Below are 26,939 nucleotides of genomic sequence, written 5' to 3'. Positions count from 1 at the left end.
TTATTTTCATGCAAGCGTGCTTGATTGTTTCTGGGGTCGCTGCCATGCTCCCCTCATGGCCGACCCCATGCCCGTCATCGACGACCTGCGCGCGGAGAGCGAGGAACTCGACCGGCTCACCGCCGGGTTGAGCCCCGGACAGTGGGCGCTGCCCACACCCGCGCCCGGCTGGACCCTCGCCCACCAGATCGCCCACCTGGCCTGGACCGACCACTCGGCGCTGCTGGCCGTCACCGACGCGGACGCCTTCCAGACGCTGGTCGAGAAGGCCCTCGCCGCTCCCGACGCGTTCGTGGACCAGGGCGCGGAGGAGGGCGCCCGTCTCCCGCCCGCCGAGCTGCTCGCGCGGTGGCGGGCGGGACGTGACGCGCTCGACCGGGCGCTGCGCACCGCCCCACCCGGCGCCCGTTTCCCCTGGTACGGCCCGCCCATGTCGGCCGCCTCAATGGCCACGGCTCGTCTTATGGAGACCTGGGCCCATGGACTGGACATCGCCGATGCGCTGGGTGTGGTCCGCCCACCCACCGATCGGCTCAGGCATGTGGCACGGCTCGGGGTGCGGACACGCGACTTCGCCCACACCGTCCACGGGCTCACCCCACCCACCGACGAGTTCCGCGTGGAGCTCACGGCGCCCTCCGGCGCGTTGTGGGCCTACGGCCCCGAAGGCGCCCCGCAACGCGTCACCGGCCCCGCCCTCGACTTCTGCCTCCTCGTCACCCAGCGCGCCCACCGCGCCGACCTCGCCCTGACCGCCGTAGGCCCGGACGCCGACCGCTGGCTGGACATCGCGCAGGCCTTCGCGGGCCCGCCCGGCACCGGCCGCCCGCCGAAGGGGGCGTCGGCGTGACGGTGCTGCGCATCGGCAACTTCTCCGGCTTCTACGGCGATCGCGCAGGCGCCCTGCGCGAGATGCTCACCGGCGGCGAGGTGGACGTCCTCACCGGCGACTACCTCGCCGAACTGACCATGCTGATCCTCGCCCGCGACCGGCTGAAGGACCCCTTGGCCGGATACGCCCGCACCTTCCTGCGCCAGCTGGAGGACTGCCTCGGCCTGGCCCGGGAACGCGGCGTGAAGATCGTCACCAACGCCGGCGGACTCAACCCGGCCGGACTCGCCGACGCCGTCAGGGCGTTGGCCGGCCGGCTCGGCATCCCCGCCGCCGTCGCGCACGTCGAGGGCGACGACCTCACCGCCCGCCACCCCGGCGCCCTCGCCGCCCACGCCTACCTCGGCGGCTTCGGCATCGCCGAGTGCCTGCGCGCCGGCGCGGACATCGTCGTCACCGGGCGGGTGACCGACGCGGCGCTCGTCACCGGGCCCGCCGCCGCCCACTTCGGCTGGGGGCCCGGGGAGTACGACCGGCTCGCGGGTGCCGTCGTCGCCGGGCACGTGCTGGAGTGCGGGACACAGGCCACCGGCGGGAACTACGCGTTCTTCCGGGAGGCCGACATACGCCGGCCCGGCTTCCCGCTCGCCGAGATCCACGCCGACGGCAGCAGTGTCGTCACCAAGCACCCCGGCACCGGCGGCCTGGTCGACATCGGCACCGTCACCGCCCAGCTGCTGTACGAGACCGGCGGCGGCCGGTACGCCGGGCCCGATGTCACCGCCCGGCTGGACACCGTACGGCTGAGCCAGGACGGCCCGGACCGGGTGCGGATCGAGGGCGTGCGCGGGGAGGCGCCGCCGCCGACGCTCAAGGTCGGCCTCAACCGGCTCGGCGGCTTCCGCAACGAGGTCGTCTTCGTCCTCACCGGGCTCGACATCGAGGCCAAGGCGGACCTGGTGCGCGAGCAGCTCACCGACGCGCTCGCCCCGTCACCCCCGGCCGAGGTGAGGTGGGAACTGGTCCGCACCGACCGGGCCGACGCCGACACCGAGGAGACCGCGAGCGCCCTGCTGCGGCTCGTCGTACGGGACGCGGACGAACGGGTCGTCGGGCGGGCGCTGAGCGGGGCCGCCGTGGAGCTGGCGCTCGCCAGCTATCCGGGCTTCCATGTGCTTTCCCCACCCGGAAAGGGCGACCCTTATGGGGTCTTCGAGGATGTGTACGTCCCCCATGGTGCCGTGGACCATACGGCCGTCCTCCACGACGGCCGCCGTGTCCCTGTGCCGCCGCCCCGGCAGACGCGGGCCCTGGACGACGTACCGCCCCCGGCCCTGCCCGAGCCGCTGCCGGCCGGTCCGACCCGGCGGGCGCCGCTCGGGCTGGTCGCCGGCGCCCGCAGCGGGGACAAGGGAGGCAACGCCAACGTCGGCGTGTGGGCCCGTACCGAGGACGCCTGGCGGTGGCTCGCGCACGAGCTGACCGCCGAAAGGTTCCGGCAGCTGATCCCCGAGAGCCAGGAGCTGCCCGTCACCCGGCACGTGCTGCCGCAGCTGCGCGCCGTCAACTTCGTCGTCGAGGGCATCCTCGGCGCGGGCGTCGCCGCCCGGCACCGCTTCGACCCCCAGGCCAAGGCGCTCGGCGAATGGCTGCGCTCCCGCCGTCTGGACATCCCGGAGGCCCTGCTGTGACCACCCTGACCTCGGCCCTGGACCCGGGCAGCCCCGACCACCGGGCCCACCGCGAGGCCATGCTCGCCAAGCTCGCCGAACTCGACACCGAACACGCCAAGGCGCTCGCGGGCGGCGGCGAGAAGTATGTGCAAAGGCACCGGAAGCGCGGCAAATTGCTCGCGCGGGAGCGGATCGAGCTGCTGCTCGACCCGGACACGCCCTTCCTGGAGCTGTCCCCGCTCGCCGCCTGGGGGAGCGACTACACCGTGGGCGCCTCGCTCGTCACCGGCATCGGCGTGGTCGAGGGCGTGGAGTGCCTGATCACCGCCAACGACCCGACCGTGCGCGGCGGCGCGAGCAACCCGTGGAGCCTGAAGAAGGCCCTGCGGGCCAACGACATCGCCCTCGCCAACCGGCTGCCCTGCATCAGCCTGGTGGAGTCGGGAGGTGCGGACCTTCCGTCGCAGAAGGAGATCTTCATCCCCGGCGGCGCGATCTTCCGCGACCTCACCCGGCTGTCCGCGGCCGGGATTCCGACGATCGCGGTCGTCTTCGGGAACTCCACCGCCGGGGGCGCCTACATCCCTGGCATGTCCGACCACGTGATCATGGTCAAGGAGCGGGCGAAGGTCTTTCTCGGCGGGCCCCCGCTGGTGAAGATGGCCACCGGTGAGGAGAGCGACGACGAGTCCCTGGGCGGCGCGGAGATGCACGCGCGCGTGTCCGGCCTCGCCGACTACTTCGCCGTGGACGAGCCGGACGCGCTGCGCCAGGCCCGCCGCGTGGTCGCCCGCCTCAACCACCGCAAGGCGTACCCGGACCCCGGCCCCGCCGAGCCGCCCGCGTACGACCCGGAGGAACTCCTCGGCATCGTCCCCGGCGACCTCAAGATCCCCTTCGACCCGCGCGAGGTCATCGCCCGGATCGTCGACGCCTCCGACTTCGACGAGTTCAAACCGCTGTACGGCACCAGTCTGGTGACCGGCTGGGCGAGCCTGCACGGCTACCCGGTCGGGATCCTCGCCAACGCACAGGGTGTCCTGTTCAGCGCGGAGTCGCAGAAGGCCGCCCAGTTCATCCAGCTCGCCAACCAGCGCGACATCCCGCTGCTCTTCCTGCACAACACCACCGGCTACATGGTCGGCAAGGAGTACGAGCAGGGCGGGATCATCAAGCACGGCGCCATGATGATCAACGCGGTCAGCAACAGCAGGGTGCCGCATCTGTCCGTCCTCCTCGGGGCGTCGTACGGCGCCGGGCACTACGGCATGTGCGGACGCGCCTACGACCCCCGCTTCCTGTTCGCCTGGCCCAGCGCCAAGTCGGCTGTCATGGGCCCGCAGCAGCTCGCCGGAGTGCTGTCGATCGTCGCCCGCCAGTCGGCCGAGGCGAAGGGACAGCCGTACGACGAGGACGCGGACGCCGCCCTGCGCGCGCTGGTGGAGCAGCAGATCGAGTCCGAGTCGCTGCCGATGTTCCTGTCCGGGCGGCTGTACGACGACGGCGTCATCGACCCGCGCGACACCCGCACCGTCCTCGGCCTGTGCCTGTCGGCCGTCCACACCGCGCCCTACGAGGGCGCGCGCGGTGGCTTCGGCGTCTTCCGGATGTGAGGGACTCTTCAGTGATCACTTCTGTGCTGGTCGCCAACCGGGGCGAGATCGCCTGCCGGATCTTCCGCACCTGCCGTGAGTTGGGAATCCGGACGGTCGCCGTGCACTCGGACCCGGACGAGAACGCGCTCCACGCGCGCGTGGCCGACACGGCGGTACGGCTGCCGGGCGCGGCGCCCGCCGAGACGTATCTGCGCGGCGATCTGGTGGTGAAGGCGGCCCTGGCCGCCGGCGCGGACGCCGTGCACCCCGGCTACGGCTTCCTCTCCGAGAACCCCGGCTTCGCCCGCGCCGTCCTGGCCGCCGGCCTGACCTGGATCGGCCCGCCCCCGGAGGCGATCGAGGCGATGGCGTCCAAGACGCGGGCGAAGAAGCTGATGGGGCTCGCGCCCCTGGCCGAGGTGGGTGAGCCCGACCTGCCGGTGCTGGTGAAGGCGGCCGCCGGCGGCGGGGGGCGCGGGATGAGGGTCGTGCGCCGCCTGGAGGAGCTGGGCGCCGCGCTGGAGGGCGCGCGTGCCGAGGCCGCGAGCGCCTTCGGTGACGGCGAGGTGTTCGTCGAGCCGTACGTCGAGAACGGCCGGCACGTCGAGGTGCAGGTGCTCGCGGACGCGCACGGCACGGTGTGGGCGCTGGGCACCCGCGACTGCTCCCTCCAGCGCCGCCACCAGAAGGTCGTCGAGGAGGCGCCGGCGCCCGGGCTCTCGGCACAGCTGGAGGAGGAGTTGCGCACGCTGGCCGTACGCGCCGCACGCGCCGTCGCGTACGTCGGCGCGGGCACGGTGGAGTTCCTGGTGGCCGGCGGCAAGGCCCACTTCCTGGAGATGAACACCCGCCTCCAGGTCGAACACCCCGTCACGGAAGCCGTGTTCGGCCTCGACCTGGTCGCCGAACAGATCCGCATCGCAGAGGGCCACCCCCTCGCGGCCGACCCGCCACGCGCGCGTGGCCACGCCGTCGAGGTGCGCCTCTACGCCGAGGACCCGGCGAACGGCTGGGCCCCGCAGACCGGCACCCTGCACCGCCTGACGGTCCCCGACGTCCGCCTCGACAGGGGTTACGGCGACGGTGACGACATCGGCGTCCACTACGACCCCATGCTCGCCAAGGCCGTCGCCCACGCCCCCACGCGCGCGGAGGCGATCCGCCGGCTCGCGGGCGCACTGGAGCGCGCGGTGATCCACGGCCCGGTCACCAACCGGGACCTGCTGGTGCGCTCGCTGCGGCACGCGGAGTTCACGAGCGGCCGCATGGACACCGGCTTCTACGACCGCCACCTCGCCGGACTCACCGAGCCCACCCCCGACCCGTACGCCCCCCTGGCCGCCGCCCTCGCCGACGCCCACGGCCGCTCCCGCTTCGGCGGCTGGCGCAACGTTCCCTCACAGCCGCAGACCAAGCGGTACGCGATGGCGGGGCAGGAGCACGAGGTCCGCTACCGGCACACCAGGCAGGGGCCGGCGGCGGACGGGGTGCGGGTCGTGCACGCCGGAAAGGACCTGGTCGTCCTCGAAGCCGACGGCGTACAGCGCCGGTACCAGGTGTCCGCGTACGGCGACGAGGTGTACGTCGACTCCACCCGCCTGACCGCCCTGCCCCGCTTCCCCGACCCCACCGCCCAGCTCGCCCCGGGCTCCCTCCTGGCCCCCATGCCGGGCACGGTCGTACGCATCGCCGAGGGCCTGACGGAGGGGGCAACGGTTCAGGCCGGCCAAGGCCTCATATGGCTGGAGGCGATGAAGATGCAGCACCAGATATCGGCGCCGGCCGCGGGAACGCTGACGGCCCTGCCGGTGGCCGCCGGACAGCAAGTGGAGCCAGGAACGTTGCTGGCCATAGTCGAGGAACTCTCTTCCTAGGAGCCCCATGACTCCCGTCATCGAATCCGAAGAACACCAAGCCCTCCGGTCCGCAGTAGCAGCCCTGGGCAAACGCTACGGCCGTGACTACCTCGTACAAACCGTCACCGCGGGCAAACCCCCCACCGAACTCTGGACCGACGCCGGCAAACTCGGCTACCTGGGCGTCAACCTGCCGGAGACATACGGAGGCGGCGGCGGAGGCATCACCGAACTCTCCATCGTGCTCGAAGAGCTGGGCGCCGCAGGCTCCCCGCTCCTCATGCTCGTCGTCTCCCCGGCCATCTGCGGAACGGTCATCTCCCGCTTCGGCACAGAGGCCCAGAAACAGACCTGGCTCCCCGGAATCGCCGACGGCACCCGCCTCATGGCCTTCGGCATCACCGAACCCGACGCCGGCTCCAACAGTCACCGCATCACCACCACCGCCCGCAGGGACGGCGCCGACTGGCTGCTCACCGGCCGCAAGGTGTTCATCTCCGGCGTCGACATGGCGGACGCGGTACTGATCGTCGGCCGCACCGAGGACGCTCGCACCGGCAACCTCAAGCCCTGCCTGTTCATCGTCCCGACGGACGCCGAGGGCTTCCAGAAGCGGCCGATCGACATGGAACTGGGCGCCGCCGAGAAGCAGTTCGAGCTGGTCCTGGACGAGGTACGGCTCCCTGCCGACGCGCTCGTGGGCGACGAGGACGCCGGTCTGCTGCAGCTCTTCGCCGGGCTCAACCCCGAGCGGATCATGACGGCGGCCTTCGCCATCGGGATGGGCCGGTACGCGCTCGCCAAAGCCGTCGAGTACGCCCGCGACCGCACCGTCTGGAAGACGCCCATCGGCGCCCACCAGGCCATCGCCCACCCCCTGGCGCAGGCGCACATCGACCTGGAGCTGGCCCGGCTGATGATGCAGAAGGCGGCCCACCTCTACGACGCGGGCGACGACCTCGGCGCGGGCGAGGCCGCCAACATGGCCAAGTACGCGGCCGCAGAGGCCTGCGTGAAGGCCGTCGACCAGGCCGTGCACACCCTCGGCGGCAACGGGCTCACACGGGAATTCGGGCTCGCCTCGTTGATAACGGCCGCACGCGTGGCTCGTATTGCTCCGGTGAGCCGGGAGATGATTCTCAACTACGTCTCCCACCAGACCCTGGGTCTGCCCAAGTCGTACTGATCGCACCCGTGCGAGGAGGAACCGTGTTCCGCAGCGAGTACGCAGACGTTCCGCCCATAGCACTCCCCATCCACGACGCCGTCCTGGGCCACGCCGCCGGCTTCGGCGCACGCCCCGCCCTCATCGACGGCACGGACGGCACCACCCTCACGTACGAGCAGGTGGACCGGTTCCACCGGCGCCTCGCCGCCGCCCTCGCCGACGCGGGCGTCCGCAAGGGCGACGTCCTCGCCCTGCACAGCCCCAACACCATCGCCTTCCCGACCGCTTTCTACGCCGCCACACGCGCGGGCGCCTCCGTCACCACGGTGCACCCGCTGGCCACGCCCGAGGAGTTCGCCACACAGCTCGGCGACAGCCGCGCCGGCTGGATCGTCACCGTCTCACCCCTGCTGGAGACGGCCCGCCGCGCCGCCGAACTCGCGGGCGGTGTACGGGAGATCTTCGTCTGCGACAGCGCGCCCGGACACCGCTCGCTGATCGACATGCTCGCCACCACCGCCCCCGAACCGCATGTCACCATCGACCCGGCCGAGGACATCGCCGCACTGCCGTACTCCTCCGGCACCACCGGCGTCCCCAAGGGGGTGATGCTCACCCACCGCCAGATCGCCACCAACCTCGCCCAGCTGGAACCGGCCGTACCGGCCGGACCGGACGAGCGCATCCTCGCCGTGCTGCCGTTCTTCCACATCTACGGCCTCACCGCCCTGATGAACGCGCCCCTGAGGAAGGGCGCCACGGTCGTCGTCCTGCCCCGCTTCGACCTGGAAACCTTCCTCGCCGCGATCGAGAAGCACCGCATCACCGGCCTGTACGTCGCCCCGCCGATCGTCCTCGCCCTCGCCAAGCACCCCGCGGTCACCCGCTACGACCTCTCCTCCCTGAAGTACGTCATCAGCGCCGCCGCCCCGCTGGACGCCGCCCTCGCCCGCGCCTGCGCGCAACGGCTCGGCCTGCCCCCGATCGGCCAGGCCTACGGCATGACGGAACTGTCCCCCGGCACCCATGTCGTCCCCCTCGACCGGCTGCGCGACGCCCCCGCCGGCACCGTCGGCAGGCTCATCGCCGGCACCGAGATGCGCATCGTCTCCCTCGACGACCCCGACAAGGACCTCGGCACCGGCGAGTCCGGCGAGATCCTGATCCGCGGCCCCCAGGTGATGAAGGGCTACCTCGGCCGCCCCGACGCCACCGCCGCGCTGATCGACGCCGACGGCTGGCTGCACACCGGAGACGTCGGCCACGTGGACGAGGGGGGCTGGCTCTTCGTCGTCGACCGCGTGAAGGAACTCATCAAGTACAAGGGCTTCCAGGTGGCCCCCGCCGAACTGGAGGCCCTGCTGCTCACCCACCCCGGCATCGCCGACGCCGCCGTCATCGGCTCCTGCAACGACGACGGCAACGAGATCCCGCACGCCTTCGTCGTCCGGGCCGAGGCCGCAGAGGACCTGACCGAGAACGAGATCATGCTGTACGTCGCCGAACGCGTCGCCCCGTACAAGCGCGTGCGCCGGATCACCTTCCTGCACACCGTGCCCCGCGCCACCTCCGGAAAGATCCTGCGCCGACAGCTCCGGGAGCGCGCATGACCGCACCGGTCACACGCACACGCGCGCGTGGCGTCGAAACCCTCAGCCTCGACGCCACCGACACCCGCAACGCCCTGTCCGCCACCCTGGTGGACCGGCTCACCGACGCCCTGACCGACTGCGGGAAGGACCCGGACGTCCGGGCCGTCGTCCTCACCCACACCGGCACCACCTTCTGCGCCGGCGCCGACCTGCGCGACCCACCCCACCCGGACGCCCTGGCCGGCCTCCTCCGCCAGATCCTGGAGCTGCGCAAACCCGTCGTCGCCCGGGTCACCGGCCACGTCCGCGCGGGCGGCCTCGGCCTCCTGGCCGCCTGCGACATCGCCGCCGCCGCCACGGCGGCCACCTTCGCCTTCACCGAGGTCCGCATCGGAGTGGCCCCCGCGGTGATCTCCCTCCCGGTGATCCCGCGCGCCGACCCGCGCGCCCTGGCCCGCTACTACCTCACCGGCGAACGCTTCGACGCGCGCGAGGCCGTACGCGTCGGACTCGTCACCGTCACCGCCGACGACGTCGACGAAGCCCTCGCCCCGGTCCTCGACGGCCTGCGCCGCTCCTCCCCCCAGGGCCTGGCCGAGACGAAATCACTGCTCACGGCTAGGGTGCTGGAAACGTTCGACCGGGACGCGGCGGAACTGACCGCGCTCTCGGCCCGGCTGTTCTCCTCCGCCCAGGCCCGGGAGGGGATGACGGCCTTCCTGGAAAGACGGGATGCGGCATGGGTGGTGTGACCACATGAACACGACGGTGGAACGCGACCGCGTACCCAAGCAGGACCGCAGCCGGGCCACCCGGCAGCGGCTCCTGGAGGCCGCCGTGGCCTGCCTGGCCGAACACGGCTGGGCGGGCTCCACCGTCGCCGTCGTCGCCGAACGCGCCGGCGTGTCCCGTGGCGCCGCCCAGCACCACTTCCCGACCCGCGAGGACCTGTTCACGGCCGCCGTCGAGTACGTCGCCGAGGAGCGTTCCACCGCCCTGCGGGCCCTCTTCCCGGCCGGTCCCGCCGACCGCCGTGCGGTGGTCTCCGCCCTGGTCGATCTCTACACCGGCCCCCTCTTCCGCGCCGCCCTGCACCTGTGGGTCGCCGCCTGTGACGAGGACCAGCTGCGCCCGCGGGTGACCGAGCTGGAGGCCCGCGTCGGCCGCGAGACCCACCGCATCGCCGTCGACCTGCTCGGCGCCGACGAGTCCCGCCCCGGCGTCCGCGAGACCGTCCAGGGCCTGCTCGACATGGCCCGCGGCCTCGGCCTCGCCAACCTGCTCACCGACGACACCGCCCGCCGGGAACGGGTCGTCGCCCAGTGGGCCGATCTGCTGGACGATTCCCTGGGCTGAGCCGTCGTCAGAGGTTCTCAGCCAGTGAAGTGGGCCACACCCGTATCCGGCAGGGAGCAGTACCCTTGCCGCATGCTTCCGATGCTCGTTCGACGCCGCCACGTGGACTACGGGCGCGTCACGAGCATGGGCTGTCGGCATTCGGCCTGATTCAGCCCCTTTTTCTTCCCCTTCTTACGGCATCCTGGGCGCCGCCCCCCTACCCTCGGCGGCCTGCCCGTGGCCCACACACCCCTGTGGACGCTCCCATGACGACGCACACCGCGACGACGACCTCGTCGTACGACCAGCTCCCCGTGATCGACCTGTCGGCCGCCGACCGCGGCCCCCAGGCCCGCGCACTGCTCCACGCCCAGCTGCACAGCGCCGCGCACGACGTCGGCTTCTTCCAGCTCGTCGGACACGGAGTGACCCCGGCCGAGACCGACGCGCTGCTCACCGCCATGCGTGCCTTCTTCGCCCTCCCCGAGGCCGACCGCCTGGCCCTCGACAATGTCAACTCGCCCCATTTCCGCGGCTATACCCGCACCGGCGACGAACGCACCGCCGGCGCGCGCGACTGGCGCGACCAGCTCGACATCGGCGCCGAACGCCCCGCCCGCGTCCCCGGCCCCGGCGAGCCCGCGTACTGGTGGCTGCAGGGCCCCAACCAGTGGCCCGTCGCCCTCCCCGAACTCCGCACGGCGGCCCTCGCCTGGATCGACAGGCTCAGCGGAGTCGCCCACCGCCTCCTGCACGAGCTCCTGACGGCCATCGGCGCCCCGGCCGACTTCTACGACCCGGTCTTCGGCGACCACGCCCACCCACACCTCAAGCTCGTGCGCTACCCCGGCAGCGCGGGCGACGGCGCCGACCAGGGCGTGGGCGCCCACAAGGACTACGGCTTCCTCACCCTGCTCCTGCAGGACACGGTCGGCGGCCTCCAGGTCCACCGCGAGGACGGCCGCTTCCACGACGTCCCGCCCATCGACGGCGCGTTCGTCGTCAACCTCGGCGAACTCCTGGAGGTCGCCACCAACGGCTACCTCCTCGCCACCAACCACCGCGTGGTCAGCCCGCCCGGAGCGACGGAACGTTTTTCGGTCCCGTTCTTCTACAACCCCCGCCTGGACGCCAGGGTCGAGCCCCTGCCCTTCCCGCACGCCGCCGAGGCCCCCGGCATCACCACCGATCCCTCGAACCCCCTGTACGCCGAATACGGCTACAACGAACTCAAGGGCAAGCTGAGGGCACACCCGCTGGCGGCGGAGAAGCACCACGCGGAGTTGCTGGCGCCTGCGTGAAAAGCCGCCCGAAGGGGCGCTGTTCAGGGGCGCGGGGCTGTATCGATATGCGGCTCCGCCGCGCGGGCGCGACCAGCCGCAACCGGCCCGCAGTCGCCCGCGCTCCTGAGCCACCCTTCTCAGTGGGCGGTCTCTTCGTACCCCTGGATGTCCTCCGGCTTCCGCGGTCCCGGCCCCACATAGCGAGCAGAAGGCCGCACCAGACGACCGGTCCGCTTCTGCTCGAGAATGTGCGCCGACCATCCGGCGGTCCTCGCACACGTGAACATGGACGTGAACATGGAGGCCGGAACTTCGGCGAAGTCCAGCATGATCGCGGCCCAGAACTCCACGTTGGTGGCGAGCACCCGGTCCGGCCGGCGGTTGTGCAGTTCCTCCAGCGCCGCCTTCTCCAACGCCTCGGCGACCTCGAACCGCGGAGCACCCAGCTCCCGCGCCGTACGCCGCAGCACCCGCGCCCGCGGATCCTCCGCCCGGTACACCCGGTGCCCGAACCCCATCAGCCGCTCACCCCGGTCCAGGGCCTGCCTGACGTACGCCTCCGCGTCCCCCGTCCGCTCGATCTCCTCGATCATCCCGAGCACCCGCGACGGCGCTCCCCCGTGCAGCGGCCCCGACATCGCCCCGACCGCCCCGGACAGCGCGGCGGCGACATCCGCGCCCGTCGACGCGATCACCCGCGCCGTGAAGGTGGAGGCGTTCATCCCGTGCTCGGCCGCGGACGTCCAGTAGGCGTCCACGGCGGCGACATGCTTGGGATCCGGCTCCCCCCGCCACCGGATCATGAACCGCTCCACGACCGACTTCGCCTTGTCGATCTCCCGCTGCGGCACCATCGGCAGCGTCTGCCCGCGCGCGGACTGGGCGACGTACGACAGCGCCATGACGGCGGCCCGCGCCAGGTCGTCCCGCGCCTCCCGCTCGTCGATGTCGAGCAGCGGCTTCAGCCCCCACACGGGGGCCAGCATGGCGAGCGCCGACTGCACGTCCACCCGGATGTCCCCGGAGTGCACCGGGATCGGGAACGGCTCGGCGGGCGGCAGACCGGGGTTGAAGGCGCCGTCGACCAGCAGCCCCCACACGTTCCCGAACGAGACGTGCCCGACCAGGTCCTCGATGTCGACGCCCCGGTAGCGCAGGGCGCCGCCCTCCTTGTCCGGTTCGGCGATCTCCGTCTCGAACGCGACGACTCCCTCGAGTCCGGGTACGAAATCGGACATCAGGCGGCTCCTCGTGATGTGGTCGGCGGCGGTCACCCCGGTGATGCCCCGATCGGCCGGTGGTCACCCAAACCGCAAGGGAACCAGCACGATAACCCCCAGTGTCACACTTGGGGAGCCCGTACGACACTCAGTGCCAGACCCGTTCCACACCGTCTCGACGGCACGCACCGCACGTACGGCAAGATGACCGGGTGACCGACCGCGAACCCCTCCTGGACCCCCTCTTCGACCCGGCCGCCATGCGCAAGCAGTACCGGGCGGAGGGCCTCGCCGAACAGGATCTCGCCACGCACCCCATGGACCAGTTCGCCCGCTGGTTCGAGGACGCCGCCCGTGCGGCCCTGCACGGCACGGTCTACGAACCCAACGCGATGGTCGTCTCCACGGCGGACGCGGCGGGCCGCCCCAGCTCGCGCACGGTCCTGATGAAGCAGTTCGACACCGAGGGCTTCGTCTTCTACACCAACTACGACTCCCGCAAGGGCCGCGACCTCGCCGAGAACCCGCACATCTGCCTGCTCTTCCCCTGGCACCCGCTCGCCCGCCAGGTCATCGTCACCGGCACCGCCCACCGCACCGGCCGCGACGAGACCGCCGCCTATTTCCGCAGCCGCCCGCACGGCTCACAGCTGGGCGCCTGGGCCAGCGCCCAGTCCTCGGTGATCGCCTCCCGCACCGAACTGGACACCGCCTACGCCGACCTGGAGGCCCGCTACCCCGAGGACGAGCAGGTCCCCGTCCCCCCGCAGTGGGGCGGCTACCGCATCACCCCGGAAACCATCGAGTTCTGGCAGGGCCGCGAGAACCGCCTCCACGACCGGCTGCGGTACGTCTTCCGGCCAGACGGCCACTGGACCGTGGAACGCCTCAGTCCCTGAGCGGCCTCAGTTTCTGAGCGGCATCAGTCCCTCAGCGCCCGAGGTCTCCTACGCGTCCCGTACCGCTTCCGCCAGATCCAGCGCCGCCGCGATACGGACCGCCACGTCCTCCGCATAGGCCGCGTCGGACCGCTCGAAGCGGCTGCGGCCGGAGCCGCGCAGGAAGGTCACCACGCCCAGCGTCCGCCCCCGGCTGCGCAGCACCGCGCACAGGGCGTGCACCGCGTCACCGGGCCACTGCCGGGCCAGCGCCCACTCCCGGGCCTGTTCCGCCGGGACCGAACCGGCGTCCGCACGTACGGCCCCGGCCCGCTCCACGCACTGCAGCGCCGGATGACCCGCCTCGTACCGCACGGGCAGCCCGGCCGCGCCCGTGAGCAGGCTCGGTCCCGGCGCTCCGGCGGGCGTCGCGGCGAGCCGCACCAGCCGCACGGCCGCCTCCTCGCCCTCCGAGCGCGGGGAAGGCGCCGTACGGTCGATCAACGCGTGATCGGCGAAGCCCGCGAGGGCGAAGTCCAGGTGGACGACGGCCGCCTCGGCCGGATCCTCGCACTCGGCGGCGGCACGGGCGGCCCGGTGCAACTGGTTGGTACGGAACCGCAGCAGCGCCGCCTCCTGCTCGCCCTGCTTGGCCTCCGTGACGTCCTGGAACAGCCAGCCGACGCCCAGCGGTACCGGCTCCTCCGCGAGCGGCGAGGCCAGCCGCACGAACCCGTTCCGCCAGCAGCGCCGCTCCTCGCCCTCCGGGGTGCGCACGGTCACCCACATCTCGGCGGGAGCGGGCGGCGCGCCCTCGGCCAGCACATGGGTGAGCGCGGCCTCCAGCTCCTCCACGCCCTGCGCGAGCAGCTCGCCGAGCGGCCTGCCCAGCGCCGACGTACGCCGGATCCCGAGGGCACGGGCCGCGTGCGCGTTGACGACGGCCGGCCGCAGATCGGCGTCGACCAGTACGACGCCCCACGCCGCGTCCTCGAACAGCGCCTCGCTCAGCGCGATCGACCGCTCCAGATCGATCTGCGCGTGCACCTCGCTGAACGCGCAGTACACCCCGGCTGGCTTCCCCTCGGGCCCGCGCACGGCGGCCGACTGCGTGCGTACGAGCACCCGCCCGCCGCCCTTCGTGACCAGCGCGAACTCATGCACCTGCCGGCCGGGCGCGTGCATCGCCGACATCAGCCGGGCCTGCACCTCCTCGGCGTCGGCACTGCGCACCGCCCACCCGGCGAACCCGTGCCGCCCGACCGCCTCGGCGGCCGTCCAGCCGAGGATCCGCTCGGCCTCCCGGTTCCAGTGCGTGACGACCCCGTCCGCGTCGAAGGCGCACAGCGCCGCGTCCATGCCGTCGAGCAGCGCGGCGAGCAGATCGGAGCCCCCGGACTCACCGGGCTCGTCCGGCCCCAGCTCATCGGTGGTCCCACTCCGCCGGGAAGCACTCACCTGGACCCCCTGGAGGCTGCGTTACATCCGGCCTTCATTCAACTGGAACGTGACTCAGCCCACATCCTGTTCCCACAAGATTGAGGCAGTCAATGCGCACCAGAAAAAGGGTTGAGCGTCTCCCCTCGGCTTCCTAGGGTGTGGGGTACACGAGAAGGGAGGTGGTTCGGCAGATGTATGAGAACCGGACGCGTGAGGTGGCTGCGGGCTAGCGGTCCGCCACCACATCCAGTGCGGTGCCGGACCAGCATGCGACAGACGTGTGCAGCCGGCCCCATCCCAAGCAGTCCACCCGACCCGCGAGCTCGCCGGTACGTCCGGCCGGCTTCTCCGCCGAGAGGCGGAGGACCCGAGCTCGCGGGTCGTCTGCGTGCTGCGGGCCCCGCACACCCGGTGTCAGCGGCGGTAGAAGATCCGGTCGCCGTACTCCCGCAGCACCCGGCCGTTCCACTCGTGGCCGCCGTCGACGTTGCCCGAGCGCAGAAGCGGGGGCTCGATGCCGCGGTCGGCGAGGGTGGCGGCGGTGGTCGCGATGACGGCCTGCATCAGGGCGGTGGTGACGACCGTGGAGGCGGGGGCGAAGGGCGCGGGGATGGTGTCGAGGGTGAGTTCCGCGTCGCCGACCGCGATCTTGGAGTCCAGGACGATGTCGCAGTGGTCCCTGAGGAAGGTGCCGGAGGCGTGCCGGGGCGTGGTCTGGGTGGCGTAGGCGACCGAGGTGACGCCGATGACCTTCACGCCGAGGGCGCGGGCCTTGACGGCCATCTCCACGGGCAGGGCGTTGCGGCCGGAGAGGGAGATGATCACCAGGGCGTCGCCGGAGCGGATCGGTGAGGTGTCGAGGACGGCGCTCGCGAGGCCGTCGACGCGTTCGAGGGCGGAGCCGAGGGTGGCGGGGGTGACGTCGACGCCGACGACGCCGGGGACGGCGAGCAGGTTCATCAGGGCGAGGCCGCCCGCGCGGTAGACGACGTCCTGGGCGGCCAGCGAGGAGTGGCCGGCGCCGAAGGCGAACAGGCGGCCGCCGCCGGCGACGGTGTCGGCGAGCAGGGTGCCGGCCGCGGTGATCGACTCGGCCTCCTCCTCGCGGACCCGTTGCAGCAGGGTGATGGCGGCGTCGAAGAACAGGTCGGCAGGCGTGCCGTCGCTCATGCGGTGCCCCTTCGCAGCGTCTGTGTCGCGGATCACCGTGCGGTCTGGACCAGTACGGTGTCAATACGAGCAACCACCACGGACCCGCACCCGGCAACGGACCCATACCCCACGGCAGCCCCCCGTTTTCGGCGCGGCCCCCGGATGTCAGTGGGATCCGGCAGAATTGGTGCCAGGGCCAGCGCACGCGCCGGGCTGCCGGCTGAGGTAATCGAGGGGCACGTATGTCCGGACTGATCGACACCACGGAGATGTATCTCCGCACCATCCTCGAACTCGAAGAGGAAGGCGTCGTCCCCATGCGCGCCCGCATCGCGGAGCGGCTCGACCAGAGCGGGCCGACGGTGAGCCAGACGGTCGCGCGGATGGAGCGCGACGGCCTGGTGTCCGTGGCCAGCGACCGGCATCTGGAGCTGACCGACGAGGGCAGGAGGCTCGCCACCCGCGTGATGCGCAAGCACCGGCTGGCCGAGTGTCTCCTCGTCGATGTGATCGGCCTGGAGTGGGAGCAGGTGCACGCGGAGGCCTGCCGCTGGGAGCACGTGATGAGCGAGGCCGTCGAGCGGCGCGTGCTGGAGCTGCTGCGGCACCCGACCGAGTCGCCGTACGGCAACCCGATCCCGGGCCTGGAGGAGCTGGGCGAGAAGGACGGCGCCGAGGCGTTCCTGGACGAGAGCATGGTCTCGCTGGCCGACCTGGACCCGGGCACGGACGGCAAGACGGTCGTCGTCCGCCGTATCGGCGAGCCGATCCAGACGGACGCGCAGCTGATGTACACGCTGCGGCGCGCGGGTGTGCAGCCCGGCTCCGTGGTGAGCGTGACGGAGTCGGCCGGCGGTGTGCTGGTGGGCAGCGGCGGCGAGGCGGCCGAGCTGGAGGCGGACGTCGCCTCGCATGTGTTCGTCGCCAAGCGCTGAGCAGGGGAAGACCCCGGCGCCTTGTGGCGCCGGGGCCTTTCCTCCCCTGTGCTGACCCGGAGCCCCGAGCTCTCAGGGTCAACCCCCTCGGACCGTTTTTCCCCGAGCGGTCCGCCTCCCGCCAGAAAAGATCCCCTGGGCGGCGGCGATCATTCCTTGTGGGGTGTCACTCGAATGAGGGGTGTTGTCCGCAGAGACAGATCTTTCGAATAGGCATTCGATAGTCTGCGGCGGCAGTACGACAGCGACAGCAGCGAGTACGAGTACGGCAGTACACCGGTACGAGGCAGGCGGAGCTGGGGGTGCCAGGCCCATGGCGCGGCGCATGGACGTGACGGGAGCGGGCGGTGTGCGCCTGGCCGCCTGGGAGTTCGCCGACCCTCCCAAGAAGGGACTCGCCGGGGCGGACGGCAGCCCGGACCCGGGCCCCGGCGGTGCGGGCGTGCTGTTACTCCACGGCCTGATGGGCCGGGCCTCCCACTGGGCCTCGACCGCCCGCTGGCTCGCCGCCCGCCACCGCGCCGTCGCTCTCGACCAGCGCGGTCACGGCCAGAGCGAGAAGCCCCCGCCGGGGGCCTACACCCGCGAGGCCTATGTCGAGGACGCCGAGGCAGCCCTTGAGCAGCTCGGTCTCGCCCCCGCGCTCCTCATCGGCCACGCCATGGGCGCGCTGACCGCCTGGCAGCTCGCCGCGAAGCGCCCCGAACTGGTCCGGGGTCTGGTCATCTGCGACATGCGGGCCTCCGCGCTGGGGGCCGCCTCGCAACGGGAGTGGGCGGACTGGTTCGGGGCGTGGCCCGTGCCGTTCGCCACGCTCGCCGACGTACGCACGTGGTTCGGTGCGGACGATCCGTGGGTGGAGCGGCCGAGCCCTGCCCGCGGCGCCTTCTACGCCGAGGTCATGCACGAGTCCGCGGACGGCTGGCGCCCCGTCTTCGAGCCGGAGCAGATGCTGCGGACCCGGGAGAGCTGGGTGTACGACGCGCACTGGGAGGAGCTGGCGCAGGTGCGGTGCCCGACGCTGGTGGTGCGGGGCGTGGACGGGGAGCTGGGGCGGGCGGAGGCGCAGGAGATGGTGCGGGTGCTGCCGGCCGGGGAGTATGCGGAGGTTCCTGATGCCGGGCACCTTGCGCATTACGACATGCCGCGGGCCTGGCGGGAGGCTGTCGGGCCGTTTCTTGATCGGGTGCTCGGGGGCTGAGGCGCTTTCCCGACTGCCGGGCTGGTGTTTCGTCGGCGGGCGCGGGGCGTTCGCGGTTGACCGCGCCCACGCGGTCCAGCCGCATATCGGTACAGCCCCGCGCCCCTCGGGCACGCCCCCTACCCCTTGCTGACAGCCGTCAGGATCTCCGGCAGCCGTGCTGCCGTCCTCGGAGCTGCCAGGCGCAGGCCCAGCAGGGTCAGTCCCGCACCGTACGCGCCGCCCACCGGCAGGAGCAGCCACCCCCAGCCCTCCCCGCCCGCGCTCACGTGAAGCCAGATGGCGAGGGTGATGACCGGGGAGCACAGCAGGGCCGCCGCGATCATGCCGCCGAAGATGGAGATCCAGGCGAGACCCGCCTGGCCCGGGACGACGTTCTTGTGGCCCTCCTGGGGGATGGAGTACGGGAAGCGGGCCGAGGTCCAGCCGCCGGTCGCGAGCATCGCCCCGAGCAGTGCGAAGGACAGGCCGAGGACTTCCGGCAGCCGCGCCCAGGTGCCCAGCAGCGCTGCCGTCAGCACGGTCACGAGCGCCGCGTACGGCAGGGTGACCAGCAGCAGGGACAAGGCCCGGCCCCGTAGTTCGGCGTAGGCGTCCCGGGGTGAGGAGATGGTCGTGGCCACCATCCAGAACGCGGAGGTGTCCTGCCCGAACTGGTTGTACATCTGGATGCCGAGCATTCCGGCCGCGAAGCACGCGAAGTAGACCGATCCGGTGCCCTGCACGGCGTTGAGCACCGGCACGATCAGTCCGATCGCCAGCGCGGTGACCCAGGCGGCCTTGGTCTTCGGATCCCGCCAGAGGTAGCGCAGGCTGCGTTCCATGACCGTACCCGCGCGGCCCTGTGGCAGCAGCCGTCCGAGTCCGGCGGCCGAGCGGCTGCGCGTCCCGGCGTCGGCCGGCTGCAGGGTGGACGCGTCGGGCGCGGTCATCAGCCGGGTGAGGCTCCGCGCCCATCCGGCGATCAGTGCGGCCAACCCTGCCGCCGTCACGGCGAGTTGGGCGAGCGCGGTGCCGTACGAGCCCTCGCTCGCCGCGCGCACCGCCGCCACCGCCGACGCGGGCGGCACCCAGGACAGCACCTCCGCGACCGGCTGCAAGGGCCGCAGCCCGGCCGGACTCAGTTGCCGCGCCCCGAAGTTGACCAGCTGCGCCCCGACCGCGACCACCAGCCCGCTCAGAACGGCCAGATCGCGGCCCTTCCTGCTGCTCAGCAGCCGTACGTTGGCCGTGGCGACGGTCCGGGCCAGCGCCACGCAGACCAGCAGGGCGAGGACGACGGCGACGACGGCGCACGGATAGCCCGCCACGCCGTGCGCCACGGACAGCGCGCAGCCCGCGAGGACCAGCAGGGTGAACAGCGGGCCGGTGCCGACCAGGGAGGCCGCGAGCAGCGCCCGGACCAGCGGCCGGGGGCGCAGTGGAAGCATCACCAGCCGGGTCGGGTCCAGTGTCTCGTCGCCGGTCGGGAAGAACAGCGGCAGCACCGCCCAGCCCAGTGCCAGTACGGCCGTACCCGGTACGGCGACGGCGTCGGCGTGCGCGTGCCCGCGCAGCATGAGCAGTCCCAGCAGCTGCAGCAGCGCGAACAGGACCGTGACGACCGCCGAGGCGACGAACGCGGCCCGCCGGCCCGCGGACTGCCGCAACCCGTTCCGCAGCAGTGACAGTTTCAGCCGTACGAGGGTGGAGGTGAGGGTCGTCATCGGGCCGCCCCGCCGCCCAGCCAGTCCAGATCGGACCCGGTGTCCCGGCCGCTCGCCCCGACCAGCTCCAGGAACGCCCCCTGGAGCGTCGGATGCGTGCCGCGCACCTCGGCCAGCGGGCCGGTCGCGCGGATCCGTCCGGCCGCCATCACGGCCACCCAGTCGCACAGCGACTCGACCAGTTCCATGACGTGGGAGGAGAAGACGACGGTGGCGCCGGAGGCCGTGTACCGCTCCAGGACGCCGCGGATGGTCTGCGCGGACACCGGGTCGACGCCCTCGAACGGTTCGTCGAGGAAGAGCACGTCGGGATTGTGGAGGAGGGCGGCGGCGAGTCCGATTTTCTTGCGCATGCCGGTCGAGTAGTCGACGACGAGCTTGTGCTGGGACCCGGCCAGGTCGAGGACGTCCAGCAGCTGGGTGGCCCGCTCGTCGACCTCGGTCCCCGGCAGCCCCCGCAGCCGCCCCGCGTAGCCGAGCAACTCCCGCCCCGACAGCCGCTCGAACAGCCGCAGTCCCTCGGGCAGCACTCCGATCCGCGCCTTGACGGCCACCGGATCCCGCCACACATCATGACCGACGACCTCGACGGTGCCGTCATCGGGCCGCAGCAGCCCGGTCACCATGGAGAGGGTCGTGGTCTTACCGGCCCCGTTCGGCCCGACCAGCCCGATGAACTTCCCGGCGGGCAGCTCCAGATCGATCCCCCCGACGGCGACCTGCTGCCCGAACCGCTTCCAGAGCCCCCGCACGCGCACCGCAACTTCGGTCATGCATGAAGGCTACGGCGGCGATGCCAACCTCAGAATCCATGCGGACGGGACGGCTACCGATCCCGGCCGCACGCATAGGCGATCGGCGAGATCAACTCCTCCGCGTCCGGCAGCCACCGGTTCGCCGGCGTGGGCCGGCAAGCCCACTGCACAGCCCCCCGGGACCCGAACCGGGTCGGAGGAGCGGCCACGTACGCCCCCTCACCCAGGGCGACCAGATCCAGGGACGGAAGCGACCACCCCAGCTTCCGCACCAGCTCCGGCACCTTCGCGGACGCCCCCGGCAGCACGAAGAAGTTCATCCGCCGGTCCGGGCTCAGCGTGACCGGCCCCAGGGTCAACTGCATCCGCTCCATGCGGGCGAGAGCCAGAAACCCCGCGCTCTCCGGGACGGACAGCGCGTCGAACGTGCGCCCCGTCGGCAGCAGGATCGACGCCGTGGGCTGCTTCTGCCACATCCGGCGGGCGACGGTCGCGCTGCCGGTCGCCTGCGTCGCCCAGTCGGGGCGCGCGGGGTGCGCACCCGGCGCAGGGCAGGAGGCGTCGCTGCACGAGCAGCGCTGCTGGCCGGCGACCGCTTCCAGCCAGGTGCCCGGGAACACGTCCCAGTGCCGTTCCTCGGCGTAGCGTACGGCGGTTTCCAGCAGCGATTCCCCGCGTTGCTTCGGAATCTGACCGGCAATCTGAGTGTTCTGGGCGCCCGCGATCGTCTCTTCCACGCCCCTCTCAACTCCCGCGCCCACCTGGAGTTACGGCCGGGGTGCGCGCGGGGGTGGAGCATCGATTCCGCAGGCGGGGCGCATGGGTGCACGGGTGGGGGCGCGCGGGAGGAAGCACGGCGTGAGCTGGGTAGCCAGGGAGGGGGTTGGCAGCCGTCGTTACCCCGGCAAACCGCACATGTCGCGCATTGACGGTATGTCAGCTGGGCAGTGATCTTTGCGGAACCGGTCACGTCCAGGGGATCGCAACGCAGGGGGTAGTACATGGCCGCAAGGCCTCTCGTGGCGAGGCAGCCGAACGAACGGCTGCAGGCGCTCATCCAGGAAGCGGGGTGCTCGAACGCCGGGCTGGCCCGGCGGGTCAACATGTGCGGCGCCGAGCACGGCCTCGATCTGCGCTACGACAAGACGTCCGTGGCCCGCTGGCTGCGCGGTCAGCAGCCGCGGGGCCGGGCCCCGGCGATCATCGCGGAGGCACTCGGGCGCAAGCTCGGCCGTACGGTCACGATCGACGAGATCGGCATGGCCAACGGCAAGAACCTCGCCTCGGGGGTCGGTCTCCAGTTCTCGCCGACGGTACTGGGGGCCATCGAGCAGGTCTGCGAGCTGTGGCGCAGTGACGTGGGCCGGCGGGACTTCCTGTCCGGTTCCTCCGTCGCCGCCTCCGCGCTGGTCGAGCCCAGCCGCGACTGGCTGATCTCGGCGCCGGACGCCCAGGTGGCCCGGCAGGCCGGCCCGCGGGTGGGGCAGGCCGACGTGGCGGCCGTACGGTCCATGACGCAGGCGCTGACCGATCTCGACCACCAGTACGGCAGCGGGCATGTCCGCCCGGTCGTCGTGCACTACCTCAACAGCGTCGTCTCCGGGCTGCTTGCGGGCTCGTACCGGGAGACGGTCGGACGGGACCTCTTCGCGGCCGTGTCCCGGCTGACCGAGCTGGCGGGCTATATGGCGGTGGACACCGGGCAACCGGGGCTGGCCCAGCGCTACTACATCCAGTCGCTGCGGCTCGCGCAGGCCGCCGGGGACCGCGGGTACGGCGGTTACGTCCTGGCCGCGTCCATGAGCCACCTCGCCGCGCAGCTCGGGAACCCGCGCGAGATCTCCCAGCTGGCGCGGGCCGCGCAGGAGGGGGCGCGGGGGCAGGTGACCCCGCGTGTGGAGGCGATGTTCCACGCGGCCGAGGCACGCGGACACGCCCTGCTCAGTGACGCCCGCGCGGCGCAGGCGTCCATCGGGCGGGCGGTGACGGCGATGGAGCGGGCCGACGACTCCTCCGCCGACGACCCGGTGTGGATCCGGCACTTCGACGAGGCCTACCTGGCCGACGAGTTGGCGCACTGCCACCGCGATCTCGGGCAGGCCGAGCAGGCGGCCAGGTGTGCCGGGCAGTCGCTGGCCGGGCACCCCGAGACCCGGGTCCGCAGGCGTGCCATCGGCCATGTGCTGCTCGCCACGGCCCAGGTGCAGCAGCGTGAGATCGAACAGGCCTGCAGCACGGGCCTGAAGGCGGTGGAGCTGCTGGAATCGCTGCGCTCCAACCGGGGCGCGGAGTATCTGGAGGATCTGCAGCAGCGCCTGGAACCCTTCCGGGAGGAGGCGGTGGTACGGGAGTTCGGGGCGCGCCTCGATCTCCAGCAGGCGGCGTGAAGCCGGCCCCGCGGTTGCGTGAACGCACGGCGAACGGCACCCGGCGGCGTGCGGAGTGCCGCATGCCGTGCCATATACAGCGCACCGCGGGACGGTTTTGTTACCGCTGTCACAGGCAGGAAGATCGCGCCCTGAGCTGCGTGGCACCCGGCTCGGGGGACCCGGTAGCGTGAGTCCGATTCACAAGGTCCCCCATTAGTAGGAGTCCCGGTGACGCAGAGTGGACGGGGCGAGGAGCCCTCGGCGCAGCCCGCGCGCGAAGGCATCGTGCTGCCCTCCGACGGAGGCGAGCCCTTGCTGCCCGGCATGACCGGCGCGCCCGCGCCCGCCGCCCCGGCCGGCGGTCAGGCCTGGAGCGGCTCCTGGGGGCCCGGACAGCAGACGCCCCAGCAGGGCCAGGGCTGGCCCCCGGCGCCGGCCCAGCAGTGGCAGGCCCCGGACGCCCCGAACCAGCAGCTCCCGGCCGCGAACCCCGGCCCGCTGCCCCCGGAGGGCGCCCCGGCTCCGCCGTACGGCGGCCGGCCGCCGTCGTACGACCACCCCGGCGCCCAGGGCGGCGGCTACGGCGCCGGCCACCAGTCCGGGTACGGCACGCCGGCGCCGTACCCGCAGCAGCACGACCAGCAGCACCCGCAGCCGCCGGGCGCCGCCGCGCCGCTTCCGCCGGCCGTGCCGGACGCCTATCCGGCCGCCGGCGCCCCGCTGCCCCCGACGGCCGACGGCGCCACCCAGTACCTGCCGCCGGTCCCTGCTGCCCCCGCCGACGAGGGCGCGACGCAGTACATACCTCCCGTACCCGCGGCCCCCGCCGAGGGTGCCACCCAGTACCTGCCACCGGTGCCGGCCGCGGCGGACGAGGGCGCGACCCAGTACATCCCGCCGGTGGCCCCCGGCGCGCTGCCGCCCGAGTCGGCCGGCGAGGAGACGCGGTATCTGGGTCAGGTCCCGCGGCAGGCGCCCGTGCCGTCCGACTCGGAGGCCACCCAGTACATCCCGCCGTACGCCGCACAGGCGCAGGGCGGGGACCGGCAGCCGCCGGCCGAGTTCGACAACCTCTTCCGCGGTGGTCCGGCGGGCGGTGACGGCCCGGCCGGGTCCACCCAGCAGTTGCCCGTCCAGCGGCCGGACGCCCACTCCGGCCCGGTGCAGGCGTCGTACGGCTCGCAGCAGCCCTCGTACGGCACCCCCCAGCCGTCGTACGACTCCGGCTACGACGACGACCGGCCCCGTGGCCGCTCGCGGGTGCCGCTGATCGCCGCCGTCGGTGTCGGCATCGTCGTCATCGGTGTGGGCGCCGGCGTGCTGCTCAGCGGCGGTGGCGGCAAGGACCAGGGCAACGACGGCAAGACGGTCGCGGCGACCTCCCCGGCCGCCGGCCAGGACTCCTCCTCGCCCGCCGCCGACCCGGCCCGTCAGCAGGCGGTCGAGCTGGACAAGCTGCTCGCCGACAGCGGCAGCAGCCGCGCCTCGGTGATCAAGGCGGTGGCCGACGTCAAGAACTGCGACAACCTGGACCAGGCCGCCTCCGACCTGCGCGCCGCGGCCGGACAGCGCAGCGGGCTGGTCACCCGGCTCGGCAAGCTGAGCGTCGACAAGCTGCCGGCCAACGGCGACCTCACGGCCGCGCTGACCAAGGCCTGGCAGGCGTCCGCCGCGGCCGACAACCACTACGCGGCCTGGGCCGGTCAGGCCAAGGGACACAAGGTCTGCCGCAAGGGCCACGCGCGCGTCACGGACCAGACCCGGGCCGGCAACCGGGAGAGCGGCACCGCCAGCGAGCAGAAGGCGAAGGCGGCGGGGCTGTGGAACGCGATCGCGCGGAAGTACGGCCTGACCCAGCGCCAGCCCACCCAGCTGTGACCCGGGCTGCGACCCGGGCTGTGCCCTGGGCTGTGTCCCGGCCCTGAGGGACGCGCCGGCGGGCGTCACTGCACGTCGGCGTTCTCCAGCGTGTTCGTCATGTCGATGATCCCGCCCCGGCCGCCGATACCCCTGCGGGCCGCGACCAGCCTGCCGTCCTGCACCACCTGGAGGGTGACGTCGGCATTGACCAGCCGCGGGAAGCCGACCGCGGCGAGCTTGCCCTCGTAGGGCCAGCGCAGGGTCGGGGTGAGCCCGCCGGTGGAGACCCGCAGGCCGTCGTTGAGGGTGCGCCGCACGCTGTCGGAACTCATCTCGCCGTGGCCGATCCTCTCCAGTACGGCCTTCAGTACGGTGTAGGCGATCCAGGTGGTCTGCACTCCGGCGTCCGCGGGGTCGATGCGGTTGTCGCCGAAGGCCTCCTCGTTGATCACCTTCTTCATCGGGTCCCACCGGGCGTCGGACGCCGGCGGATACCAGCCGGTGATGTACGCCCCTTCGTACGGCCCGGACGCCCCGCCCGTGGCGTTGATCACGGTCTGGTCGACGCTGCCGAGCACGGTCCCGAGCCGCACCCCGGAGTAGTTCTCGCGTGCCCGCCGGAAGGAGTCCATGAAGGTGTCGGTGCGGTCGCCGAGCGCGGGCACCACACAGCCCTTCTTCAGTACGTCCTTGGTGGCGTACCGCAGCGCCTGATCGGCCTGGTCGCCGTACTCGGTGGCGTCCTCGGCGGCGAGGTGGTCGCCCGCGTTCGCGTGTCTGCCCTCCTTCAGGCCGGAGTCGAGCAGCGCGGGCAGCTCGTCGCCGGCGATGCTGTCCGGGCGGACCAGGGCGACATTGCCGCAGGTGTCGGCGAGGGCCCTGCCGAGACCGGCGAGCAGGGCGGGCTGACCGCCGTTGACCGGGTACGACATCTGGCCGGTGAACTCGTCGTTGGTGACGCCGTAGCCGCCGATGTAGGGGATGCCGGCGCCCTCCAGCGGGGCCAGGTAGGAGTCGCCGAACTGGCTGTACGAGCCGACGACCGCGACGACGTCCTCCTGGGCCGCGCGCCGGGCGCACTTGGCGGCGCCCACGCTGTCGTTGTGGTCGTTGCAGGTCAGGACCTGGAGCCGGTGGCCGTTGATGCCGCCGTGCGCGTTGATCCACCGGGCGTAGGCGAGGGCCATCGCGGGCATGCCGGGCTTGTTGGTGGCGTCGGTGTCCTGCGGGGCCCAGGTCATGACCTTGACCGGGTCGTCCCCCGCGCCCCCCGTGACGCCGGGGACGACCCCGCACCCGGCGGTGAGCGACGCACAGAGGGCCACGGCGCCGGCGGACAGCGCGGTGGCTCTGCCGGGGCGGAAGGTCGAGTGGAGGAACGTACTAACGGTGCGTCGCCTGCCGGTCATGCACACGCACGATTCCCTCACACCGCTAACCGGAGAGTGACCCTTGGTCAACGAAGGGTGACAACGAGGTGAATTGCGGGGGGTGGTGAGGCTGGTGTGACGGGGAACGTACGATCGATGACCGTGCAAGGTACGGAGAACTCTTCCCGTCGCGGCCGTCGCTCCTCCACCATGGGCGGCATGCCCCTAAGCGACATGCCGTGGTGGCGCTGGCGCAGCAATGTGCGCTCGGCGCTGCACATGCTCTCCGACCCGGTGTTCCAGCAGGACGTCTGGCTGGCCGGCGTGGACGGGTACGGCGACGTCACCGACGCCGTCTACCGGCTGGTGGAGGACACCTGGCTGGACAACTGGTCCGCGGAGAAATACGTCGGCACGATATTCCGGGACTCGCAGGAGGCGGCGCTCGTCGACACCGCCGTGCTGCGGGTGCTGCGGATCATGCACCAGGTCGGCCCGGACGCGCCGGTCTCCGCCTACCTCGACCACCAGGGGTGGCCGGAGGCGGTGCGGGCGGCGCGGGACGCACACATGCGCCTCGCGGCGAGTGACGGGGACGACCCCGACGCACCGCCGAAGAGTCTGGAAGTGCTGCGGATCCTGACGCGGACCGCGTAGGCGGGGGCTGTGCCCACCCGTCCCGCCCTGCGGGACGACTGCCCGCGGCGGGCGGCCGA

At 72.5% G+C, this 26,939-nt stretch carries 22 protein-coding genes; 15 read left to right on the top strand and 7 right to left on the bottom strand.

Translation table 11 applies throughout. From position 1 onward, the window contains the following. The first annotated feature begins 55 nt into the window (after positions 1-55). The 9 genes from ABZ624_RS07505 (at position 56) to ABZ624_RS07465 (ending at position 11,355) form a co-directional block, all read left to right on the top strand. Positions 56-850, top strand: coding sequence for a TIGR03084 family metal-binding protein (locus tag ABZ624_RS07505; RefSeq protein WP_360083626.1), 795 nt, complete (start codon positions 56-58; stop codon positions 848-850). After that, on the top strand, positions 847-2,523 hold the full coding sequence (locus tag ABZ624_RS07500) for an acyclic terpene utilization AtuA family protein (protein ID WP_360083624.1): 1,677 nt from the start codon (positions 847-849) through the stop codon (positions 2,521-2,523). Before ABZ624_RS07505 ends, ABZ624_RS07500 begins: the two co-directional genes overlap by 4 nt. Continuing rightward, on the top strand, positions 2,520-4,118 hold the full coding sequence (locus ABZ624_RS07495) for a carboxyl transferase domain-containing protein (protein WP_360083622.1): 1,599 nt from the start codon (positions 2,520-2,522) through the stop codon (positions 4,116-4,118). Before ABZ624_RS07500 ends, ABZ624_RS07495 begins: the two co-directional genes overlap by 4 nt. 11 nt (positions 4,119-4,129) lie before the next feature. After that, positions 4,130-5,974 (top strand): biotin carboxylase N-terminal domain-containing protein, encoded by a 1,845-nt coding sequence (locus ABZ624_RS07490; RefSeq protein WP_360083620.1) that lies wholly within the window; start codon positions 4,130-4,132, stop codon positions 5,972-5,974. 7 nt (positions 5,975-5,981) lie between these two features. Next, on the top strand, positions 5,982-7,142 hold the full coding sequence (locus tag ABZ624_RS07485; protein ID WP_360083618.1) for an acyl-CoA dehydrogenase family protein: 1,161 nt from the start codon (positions 5,982-5,984) through the stop codon (positions 7,140-7,142). Between the two features lie 23 nt (positions 7,143-7,165). Further along, complete coding sequence (locus ABZ624_RS07480; protein WP_360083616.1) at positions 7,166-8,734, top strand: 4-coumarate--CoA ligase family protein; 1,569 nt, start codon at positions 7,166-7,168, stop codon at positions 8,732-8,734. After that, a complete protein-coding gene (locus tag ABZ624_RS07475) occupies positions 8,731-9,468 on the top strand; it encodes an enoyl-CoA hydratase family protein (RefSeq protein WP_360083614.1) in 738 nt (245 codons plus the stop codon). The genes ABZ624_RS07480 and ABZ624_RS07475 overlap by 4 nt, the downstream gene beginning before the upstream one ends. 4 nt (positions 9,469-9,472) lie before the next feature. After that, a complete protein-coding gene (locus tag ABZ624_RS07470; protein ID WP_360083612.1) occupies positions 9,473-10,072 on the top strand; it encodes a TetR/AcrR family transcriptional regulator in 600 nt (199 codons plus the stop codon). A gap of 248 nt (positions 10,073-10,320) precedes the next feature. Continuing rightward, the gene (locus tag ABZ624_RS07465) at positions 10,321-11,355 is read left to right on the top strand and encodes a 2-oxoglutarate and iron-dependent oxygenase domain-containing protein (protein WP_360083610.1); all 1,035 of its coding nucleotides are present in this window, start codon (positions 10,321-10,323) and stop codon (positions 11,353-11,355) included. A gap of 119 nt (positions 11,356-11,474) precedes the next feature. Here the strand turns inward: ABZ624_RS07465 and ABZ624_RS07460 are convergent, their stop codons facing one another. After that, complete coding sequence (locus tag ABZ624_RS07460) at positions 11,475-12,575, bottom strand: citrate synthase 2 (RefSeq protein WP_360083608.1); 1,101 nt, start codon at positions 12,573-12,575, stop codon at positions 11,475-11,477. Positions 12,576-12,769: 194 nt separating this feature from the next. Between ABZ624_RS07460 and pdxH the strand changes: the two genes are divergently transcribed. Then, a complete protein-coding gene (gene pdxH / locus ABZ624_RS07455; protein ID WP_360083606.1) occupies positions 12,770-13,456 on the top strand; it encodes a pyridoxamine 5'-phosphate oxidase in 687 nt (228 codons plus the stop codon). A gap of 48 nt (positions 13,457-13,504) precedes the next feature. Here pdxH and ABZ624_RS07450 read toward each other — a convergent pair whose 3' ends face one another. Then, complete coding sequence (locus ABZ624_RS07450; protein WP_360083604.1) at positions 13,505-14,893, bottom strand: PAS domain-containing protein; 1,389 nt, start codon at positions 14,891-14,893, stop codon at positions 13,505-13,507. Between the two features lie 396 nt (positions 14,894-15,289). Then, on the bottom strand, positions 15,290-16,045 hold the full coding sequence (locus ABZ624_RS07445) for an SIS domain-containing protein (protein ID WP_360083602.1): 756 nt from the start codon (positions 16,043-16,045) through the stop codon (positions 15,290-15,292). Between the two features lie 224 nt (positions 16,046-16,269). Here ABZ624_RS07445 and ABZ624_RS07440 point away from each other — a divergent pair, with 224 nt between their 5' ends. Both ABZ624_RS07440 and ABZ624_RS07435 read left to right on the top strand, forming a co-directional pair. Next, positions 16,270-16,962, top strand: coding sequence for a metal-dependent transcriptional regulator (locus ABZ624_RS07440; protein ID WP_351239470.1), 693 nt, complete (start codon positions 16,270-16,272; stop codon positions 16,960-16,962). Between the two features lie 313 nt (positions 16,963-17,275). After that, the gene (locus ABZ624_RS07435; RefSeq protein ID WP_360083600.1) at positions 17,276-18,163 is read left to right on the top strand and encodes an alpha/beta hydrolase; all 888 of its coding nucleotides are present in this window, start codon (positions 17,276-17,278) and stop codon (positions 18,161-18,163) included. A gap of 119 nt (positions 18,164-18,282) precedes the next feature. On the opposite strand, the gene ABZ624_RS07430 is transcribed toward ABZ624_RS07435, so the two are convergent. The 3 genes from ABZ624_RS07430 to ABZ624_RS07420 are packed head-to-tail and all read right to left on the bottom strand — an operon-like array spanning position 18,283 to position 21,361. Beyond that, the gene (locus ABZ624_RS07430; RefSeq protein WP_360083598.1) at positions 18,283-19,869 is read right to left on the bottom strand and encodes a transporter; all 1,587 of its coding nucleotides are present in this window, start codon (positions 19,867-19,869) and stop codon (positions 18,283-18,285) included. Continuing rightward, positions 19,866-20,642 carry an ABC transporter ATP-binding protein gene (locus ABZ624_RS07425; RefSeq protein WP_360083596.1) on the bottom strand — a complete coding sequence of 259 codons (777 nt, stop codon included), beginning with the start codon at positions 20,640-20,642 and terminating at the stop codon, positions 19,866-19,868. Before ABZ624_RS07425 ends, ABZ624_RS07430 begins: the two co-directional genes overlap by 4 nt. Before the next feature lie 53 nt (positions 20,643-20,695). After that, positions 20,696-21,361 carry a bifunctional DNA primase/polymerase gene (locus tag ABZ624_RS07420; protein ID WP_360083594.1) on the bottom strand — a complete coding sequence of 222 codons (666 nt, stop codon included), beginning with the start codon at positions 21,359-21,361 and terminating at the stop codon, positions 20,696-20,698. Positions 21,362-21,625: 264 nt separating this feature from the next. Here ABZ624_RS07420 and ABZ624_RS07415 point away from each other — a divergent pair, with 264 nt between their 5' ends. Together ABZ624_RS07415 and ABZ624_RS07410 are read left to right on the top strand one after the other, a co-directional pair. Next, positions 21,626-23,011 carry a transcriptional regulator gene (locus ABZ624_RS07415; protein WP_360083592.1) on the top strand — a complete coding sequence of 462 codons (1,386 nt, stop codon included), beginning with the start codon at positions 21,626-21,628 and terminating at the stop codon, positions 23,009-23,011. A 210-nt stretch (positions 23,012-23,221) separates the two neighbouring features. After that, on the top strand, positions 23,222-24,871 hold the full coding sequence (locus tag ABZ624_RS07410) for a hypothetical protein (protein ID WP_360083590.1): 1,650 nt from the start codon (positions 23,222-23,224) through the stop codon (positions 24,869-24,871). A 65-nt stretch (positions 24,872-24,936) separates the two neighbouring features. Here the strand turns inward: ABZ624_RS07410 and ABZ624_RS07405 are convergent, their stop codons facing one another. After that, positions 24,937-26,262 carry an ABC transporter substrate-binding protein gene (locus ABZ624_RS07405; protein ID WP_360083588.1) on the bottom strand — a complete coding sequence of 442 codons (1,326 nt, stop codon included), beginning with the start codon at positions 26,260-26,262 and terminating at the stop codon, positions 24,937-24,939. Between the two features lie 117 nt (positions 26,263-26,379). Here ABZ624_RS07405 and ABZ624_RS07400 point away from each other — a divergent pair, with 117 nt between their 5' ends. After that, positions 26,380-26,880 carry a hypothetical protein gene (locus tag ABZ624_RS07400; protein ID WP_360083586.1) on the top strand — a complete coding sequence of 167 codons (501 nt, stop codon included), beginning with the start codon at positions 26,380-26,382 and terminating at the stop codon, positions 26,878-26,880. Positions 26,881-26,939 lie beyond the last annotated feature (59 nt).

The sequence above is a fragment of the Streptomyces sp. NPDC007205 genome, from assembly GCF_040634095.1.
Classification (GTDB): domain Bacteria; phylum Actinomycetota; class Actinomycetes; order Streptomycetales; family Streptomycetaceae; genus Streptomyces.
Note: the sequence above shows the minus strand (reverse complement) of the source record. Positions and strands in the feature narration are given on the sequence as shown.